Genomic DNA, 6,987 nt, shown 5'->3' on the forward strand with positions numbered 1-6,987 from the left:
GAGATGCTACGCTGACATGCCGCAGGACCGACGGGCCCACGTCATGGTGCATCCTTCCGCCCTCAGAACGAGCCTCCTGGCAGCCGGGCTGCTGCTGGTGACGGTTCCCGCAGCACGGCCGAGCGCCGCGGCGGCAGCCCAATCCCAATCCGCGACCGAGTCCACCGCGGCCGAGTCCACGGCGGCCGAGTCCACGGCGGCCGAGTCCACCTCGGCCGAGTCCACCGCGGCCGCCCTGGCCCAGGCCGGCGTGCTGCCGATTCCTAATCCCTATCTCGCCTTTCTCCCGGCTGGGATCGAGCCCGACTGGCAGGATTGGCGGCGAAAAATGGCCCGCCTCGGGAGCGAGCGACGCGCTGCCCCCGGACGCCAGACCTCCCGGGGCCTGGCTTTCGCCGAGGTAGAGGCCGCCGGAGACGTCGGCGACAACGACCTGCCGGTCTTCGCCCAACCCCTTCCAGGTGCCGGCACCGGGCCGGGCGAGACGTCCCGCTTCGAGATCACCGGGGCTCTGCTGGCGCCGCCGAGGGAGCGGGCGCCGACGACCGAGCCCGACGACGCCATCCCCAGCGCCCGCTCCCTGGCGGTCTCGACCGGCATTCCGATCGCCGTGCGTGGCGTCGTCGGCGACGGTGCCTTTGCCGACAGCAGCGGCGACTTCGACTTTTATCGCCTGGCGGCCTCCGCCGGTCAGCGCCTCGAGGTCGCGGTGCGCACCGAGCGACCGCTGGCGGACCTCGATCCCATCGTGGGGATCTACGACGGCTCCGGCAACCTGCTCGACGTCAACGACAATCTCCCGGGATCGGGCTTCTTGCTCGACCTCGACAGCTTTCTCACCCTCGAACTGCCGGCAGACGGTGACTATTTCCTCACCGTGGGCGGCCACAGCAATCCTCCGGGCTTTCCGGACGACGAGGACCTTCTGCCCTCCGACCCCTTCGACGGTGGCTCGGGCCCCGGCGCCGGCAGCCTGGGCAACTACACCCTGATCGTCGGCCTCGACGCCCCGGGTCCGGCATCGTCTCAGGCCGCCGACCGGGACGCCTACCGCCTCGACCTGCGGCGCGGCGACGTCGTCGGTGCCAATCTCCTGCGCGGCGCCCGCCGCCTCGCCTTGATCGATCCCAACGGCGAAGAGCGCATCGCCGCCAACGGCACCGATCTCAGCGGGATCTATCCGGATTCGTCACCGTTTCCCGGCGGTGGCAACGCCGCCATCGCCTACGTCGCCGATCGGGAAGGAACCTGGACCCTGACCGTTTCCAACCCACCGTCCTTCGACCGCGGCGCCTACGGCGTGGAGGTCGAGCTCGCCCGCGGACCGCTGTTGAGCGGCAGCGAGCCGGCCCGCCCCATCCTGTTCGTGGATTTCGACGGTGCCGAGATCAATCCCGCCATCTTCAACCTCCTGCCGGGCTCTCGCCCGTTCTCGCCCTTGGCCGACTTCTTGCCGCGCTGGGGCCTCACGGCCAGCGACGAGAACGCGCTGATCGACGACTGTCTCGCCACCGTCGCCGAGAATCTGCAGCACGACCTGGCGCTCCTCGGCGGCAACGGCGACTTTCCGAACGACGGCCTCTTCGGCTCCTTCGATCTCGAGATCCGCAACAGCCGCGATCATCCCGATCCCTGGGGCGAGCCGTGGGTCAGCCGGGTGGTGGTCGGGGGCACCGTCAACCAGCTCGGCGCCCTCACCATCGGCCTCGCCGAATCGATCGACCCGGGGAACTTCGCTGCCCAGGAAACGGCCGTCGTCCTGCTCGACTTCCTCAGCGCACCGCCGGACGACATCAACTCCCTCAACGGCGTCGAGCTGGCGCCGGAAGCGACCCGCCGCGACCTGGTGGCCCAGGCCCTCGGCAACCTGGTCGCCCATGAGGCCGGCCACCTGTTCGCCAATTTCCACACCGAGCGCGATCAGGGCCCGTCCAATCTGATGGATCGTGGCGGTCGCCTGAGCCGCATCGTCGGCCTCGGCGAGGACGAGATCTTCGGCTCCGCCGACGACGAGGACGTCGACTTCGGCCGCGATCGCTACAGCCCGGTCGAGGCCTTCGAGGGCATTGAAGACACCCTCGCCTCCCAAGCCTTGACCCTGGTCGCCACCGGACCCCGCGGCGAGCTCCTGCTGCGCCCCGGGAGCCTCGACTTCGGCCCCATCCCGGTGGCCGCGCGACGCGAGCTCGTCGTCGAGGTCTCGAACCCCGGCTCCGAAAGCGTCGTCGTCGGCCCCCTCGCTCTCAGCGGCAGCGCTTTTTCGTTCACCGGCCCGGCCACTTTCGAGCTCGCCCCCGGGGAGCGACGCGGGCTCACCGTCGCCTTCACGGCTGCATCCGCCGGCGAGCAGCGGGGACAGCTCTCCGGCGCCACCTCACTGCCCGATGGCTCGCGCCTCGAGCTCGCCCTGGTCGGCCAGGGCGGCGTGCCCCGGGCCCAGGTGACGCCGCAGAACGCGGACTTCGGCGAGCTGACCTACGGCGACGTCGCCATCGAATCGCTGCGATCGTTCACCGTCACCAACCAGGGGGACGGTCCCCTCGCCCTCCTGCCACCCCTGTTCAGTGGCCGTGATCCGACACGCTTCGAGTCCGCCGGACGCAACGAGCTCCGCCTCGCCGCCGGCGAGAGCCGAGACCTGCAGCTCGCCTTTCGACCGCGCGGGCAGGTGGGCGCCATGTCCGCCACCGCTCATCTGCGCTTCAACGACCCCATCACCGGGCGCATCGACCTGACGCTGACGGGCGTGGCGCAAGGACCGGACGTCGCGATCGCGCCGGGCCCGGTCTACTTCTTCGGAGGGGTTCGGGTAGGCACCGCCCGCGACCGGGTCTTCGTGCTGAGCAATACCGGCACCCGTCCCCTGTCCTTCGGGCAGGCCAGCCTCGAGGGGCCCGACGTGGCGGAATTCGCGATCACCGCCGGGGGCGCCGGGGGCAGCCTCGGAGCCGACGCAACAACCTCCTTGACGGTGCGGTTCTCGCCGGCCGTGCGCGACCAGCGCGAGGCCCTGCTGGTGATCCCGACGGACGATCCCGACGAGCCCCGGGTCGAGGTCACCCTGGTCGGCCTCGGCACGGAGCCGGAGCTCGCCACCATCCCCGAGGCGCGAGATTTCGGGAGCGTCGGCGTCGGCGCCTCGGCGGTGCGTTTCGTGCGCGTCGTCAATGTCGGGGAGAACAACTTGACGGTCACCGGCAGCCGCTTGACGGCGGGCGACTTCGCCCTCGAGGACGGCGGTGCTCCGTTCACCCTGACCCCCGATGGCGAGCGGGCCCTGCGCTTACGCTTCTCCCCCGACGGCCTCGGCCCACGGAGTGCCGAGCTCGCCCTCGGCAGCGACGACCCGGCGCGACCGACGGTCGTCGTGCCACTCACCGGATTCGGCAGCCAGCCGCAGCTCCTGCTCTCCAAGACCTGCGCCCGAGTCACCGAAGGTCGCGCCGCTTGTGACCTCGAGGTGCACAACGGCGGCCCGGGCGCGGCGGCCGCCGTCGAGGTCTTCGACTTCCTTCCCGCCGGAACCACCTGGCTCGGCGACGACTGCTCCGCGGGTGCCCCCGAAGAAGGCGTCTGGAGCTGGTCGATCGGCGAGCTCGAGGACGGCGAAGCGCGCCGCTGCCGCCTCGATCTGGCCCTTCCATCAACCCCGACGGCGCTGATCAACCGCGCCGCGGTGCGCTCCTTCCTGACCCCGCCGGACGACTTCGACGACCTCGCCGAAGCCGAGCTCGCACCGGCGGCGGCGGTCGAGATTCCAGCCCTCGGTGGCCTCGGACTGGTGCTTCTCGGCCTGCTCCTCGCCGCCGCCGGTGGACTGGCTCTGCGGTATCGCTAGAGCTCCAACTTCAGGCGAGCGAACAGGCTGCGCCCGGGCTCGGTGACCCGCTCGCCGGTGAAGGGGACCCGCGCGTTGAGATGCTCCGCGTAGTCCTCGTCGGTGAGATTGGTCGCCCCGACCTCGAGCTCGAGGGCCTCGCCGAGGCGGCTGCCGAGGGCCAGATCGAGGCGGGTGAAACCAGGTGTCTCGACCTCGAAGCGCGCCGCCGCCACGCGATCCTGCCGTTCCACCAACCGCACCGAGAGATCTCCCCACCACCGCCCCGAGGGGTGACGCAGGGTCAAAGCCAGGGTGCCGCTGGTCGGCTCGATACCGAGCACCGGCTCGTCGAGCTCGTCGTCGTCGCCGCGGGTCGACGCCAACGAAGCACGCCAGGTGACCCATTCTCCGACCTCCTGGCGCAGGCGAAGCTCGCCGCCATAGAAAGTCGCCGAGTCACCGTTGATGTAGCGAAAAACCGTCGGCGGACTCAGCGGCAGGCGCTTCGGTACGGAGGCATCGGCGACCACGGTGATGTAGTCGTCGATCTCGCGGTAGAAGACCTCGCCCTCGACCAACAGCCGGCCGACCACCCACTGACTGCCGAGATCGAGCTCGAGGCTAGTTTCCGGATCGAGGTCCGGATTGCCCAGGAACTCGGCACTGATCTGAAACTTGGTGGCCGGAAAGCGGTCCGAGTAGCGCTCCAGGGCGGTGGCGGTGCGGCTGGCGCGGCCGAAACCCGCCGACACCGTCCAGCCATCGGCCAATCGCCACCGTCCGGAGAGAGCCACGCCGAGGTGGGACTCATCCTGATCGAGATCTCCCGCGGTGTTGGCGCGGAAGAACTCGGAAACCTCACCGGCTTTAGCCTCGACGCGATCGAGGCGCAAGCCGAAGCTGACCTCGGCGCGGTCCCAGACACGCACCGCCTGACCGTAGATTCCCTGGTTGGCGATCTCCGCCTCGGGCCACACGATGTCGTCGAAGAGCAGCCGCTCGGGCTCGCGTCGCGAGATCCGCCGACGCGCCGTTTGCTCTGCGAGGTAAGCATCCGCACCGACCTTGAGACGCCAGTTGCCGCGCTCGCCGGCGACGAAGAAACGACCGCCGGTGGTGTTCGACTCGGTCGGCAGGTCGACTCTCAAGGCGAACGGCGGAATGCGCCCGGCCATCGGCTGCGCCGTCGGCTTCTCGTCGTTGTTCATGCGGTGGTCTTTGCGGTTGACGTAGAGCTGGCCGTAGATCTCCGAGAATCCGGAGCCGACGCGCTCGCGATGCAGTGACAGGGCGTGGGAACGGGTGTAGAAGAAGGTCGCATCGAGCAGGCGGCCGGGATAGTCGATATCGCGCTGCTCCTGATAACCGCCCTGGTAGTCGAGGCGGGTGTCGTCGCCGAGGAGCCATCCGAAGCGCAAACGAGCGGTATTCGACTCGTAGTCACCGGGCACGGTGACCCCCGCCCCGTCCTCGTAGTCATCCCCCTGGCGCCCTTCCGCAAACAGGCTGAAGGTCGAACGCTCGCCCCGCCGCGACACCAGGCCATGGGCCGAGGCCGAGGCGTTCTCGGTCCAGCGCACCGCCGCCGAGCCCTGCCACTCCAAGGGGCCGAACCCCGGATCGGCCGAGTCCACCCGGACCGCGCTGAGAGCACCGGACCCCCAGGTCAAGGCGAAAGGCCCCTTGACCACCCGCACCTTCTCGGCGGCCGCCAGACTGACGTGACTGAGGTCCGAGTCCATGCGCGCGGGCCCGGCCGCGAAGGTGCGGGTCCCGTCGACGAACATGGCCACCTGGCTCTCCTGCAGCCCGCGCACGGTGGGCTCCAGATTGAGCGGCCCGCGGCGCACCGCCGACAGCCCCGGCGTGCCGCGCAACGACTCGGCGAGGTCACCGCCAACGGAGCGCGCCAGCAGCTCGGCGGTCAGATCGAGGGCGGCCGAAAGCTCCGGAGCCGCTGCCGTCACCTCGAGCCGTTGCTCGATTCGAATCGGCTCGAGGCGCAGCTCGGCGATGCCCTCGGCAATGGGCGTTTCCAGGGTGGCGTAGCCAGCGGCTCGAATGCGCACCCGCTCGGCCCCTTCAGCGGCCAGACGAAAGTGCCCTTGGGGATCACTCCGGCCAACCGCCAGGCGCTCTCCCGAGGTACCAATGAATTCCACCAGCGCCCCGCCAAGCGGTTCACCGGCAGGGGTCAAGACACGTCCTTCGAAGGGGGCGGCGGAGGCCGCCCCGCAAATCAACCAACCGGCTCCCATCAGCAGCAGGAGCCATCCTTTGCGATGACTGATCATCTCTCTCTCGGTCCTTCCTCATGGGTCGATTCAGCAGCGGCTCCGGTGCCCGCACAGGCGACCGGAGCCCGAAGTCACCCGCAGCAGCGCGACGCAGGCCGGAGCGACCGACGCCGGTGTCCTCGGGTCTCGAGGTGGCCAGAACGAATCGACTAGGGAAGGAGCGGCGGTCCGCGCGGCGCCGCGGGACGCGACTGCGGATCCAGCAGGGTGAGGGCGGCATCTACAGTGCTCCCTCCGTGGGTACCTTCGACCGACGCGAGAGCTGCCTCGCCGGTCGCCCGATCGGGCAGGGGCAAGGAGCTGGCCGCGCCGCAGGTGGCGCCGCAGGGCGAATCGGAACGCACCTCCCGCGGTGCCTTCCAATGGGGTCGCTCGGAAGTCGGATGGCCGATCGAGAAGCCGGCCTTGGCGCGCAGCAGGCAGCAGGCCGTATCGCAGCTTCCGCCGCAGCAGCCGCAGTCGTCCGCCGCCAGCGCCGGAGCGACCAAGGCCACTCCGACGGCCAGAAGCAGCAAGACGACCAGACAACGCCGCATCAGGACCATCTTTCGACTCTAGCAGGCTGCTGAAAATGTCGTCGGCAGCCTGCTCCCGGGCCCGAGAGGGCACGCAGGATAGATCTATCTGAGGCGTAGCAGCAGAGCTTAGAAGACTCTTGTATTCTACTATATATGATGATTTGGGTAGAAGGAGCGAGTTGCCCGCGACGCAGAGTCGAGTGCCGACGCGGCGGCCGATACCGATCCCGAGCAGATGACATCGTCTCGCGCCGAGGGCGAAGTCGTTGGGGGGCGCGCCCAAGCCGGAGACCCGAGGAAGCATGCCGGGGATCCGCAAGCCCACGTTGACCGCGAGTCCGCGCGCTATCGC

At 69.6% G+C, this 6,987-nt stretch carries 3 protein-coding genes; 1 reads left to right on the forward strand and 2 read right to left on the reverse strand.

What is annotated here, in order from left to right:
• The first annotated feature begins 16 nt into the window (after positions 1 to 16).
• Complete coding sequence (locus AAF604_19385) at positions 17 to 3,838, forward strand: choice-of-anchor D domain-containing protein (GenBank protein MEM7051838.1); 3,822 nt, start codon at positions 17 to 19, stop codon at positions 3,836 to 3,838.
• Here the strand turns inward: AAF604_19385 and AAF604_19390 are convergent.
• Together AAF604_19390 and AAF604_19395 are read right to left on the reverse strand one after the other, a co-directional pair.
• On the reverse strand, positions 3,835 to 6,114 hold the full coding sequence (locus tag AAF604_19390; GenBank protein MEM7051839.1) for a TonB-dependent receptor: 2,280 nt from the start codon (positions 6,112 to 6,114) through the stop codon (positions 3,835 to 3,837). The genes AAF604_19385 and AAF604_19390 overlap by 4 nt on opposite strands.
• A gap of 152 nt (positions 6,115 to 6,266) precedes the next feature.
• Positions 6,267 to 6,653 carry a hypothetical protein gene (locus tag AAF604_19395; GenBank protein ID MEM7051840.1) on the reverse strand — a complete coding sequence of 129 codons (387 nt, stop codon included), beginning with the start codon at positions 6,651 to 6,653 and terminating at the stop codon, positions 6,267 to 6,269.
• Positions 6,654 to 6,987: the final 334 nt, after the last annotated feature.

The sequence above is a fragment of the Acidobacteriota bacterium genome (assembly GCA_039028635.1).
In the GTDB taxonomy this organism is placed as follows: domain Bacteria; phylum Acidobacteriota; class Thermoanaerobaculia; order Multivoradales; family JBCCEF01; genus JBCCEF01.

Coding starts and splice junctions, on each gene's coding strand:
- AAF604_19385 (MEM7051838.1), top strand. CDS start 17: ATGCCGCAGGACCGACGGGCCCACGTCATGGTGCATCCTTCCGCCCTC.
- AAF604_19390 (MEM7051839.1), bottom strand. CDS start 6,114: ATGATCAGTCATCGCAAAGGATGGCTCCTGCTGCTGATGGGAGCCGGT.
- AAF604_19395 (MEM7051840.1), bottom strand. CDS start 6,653: ATGCGGCGTTGTCTGGTCGTCTTGCTGCTTCTGGCCGTCGGAGTGGCC.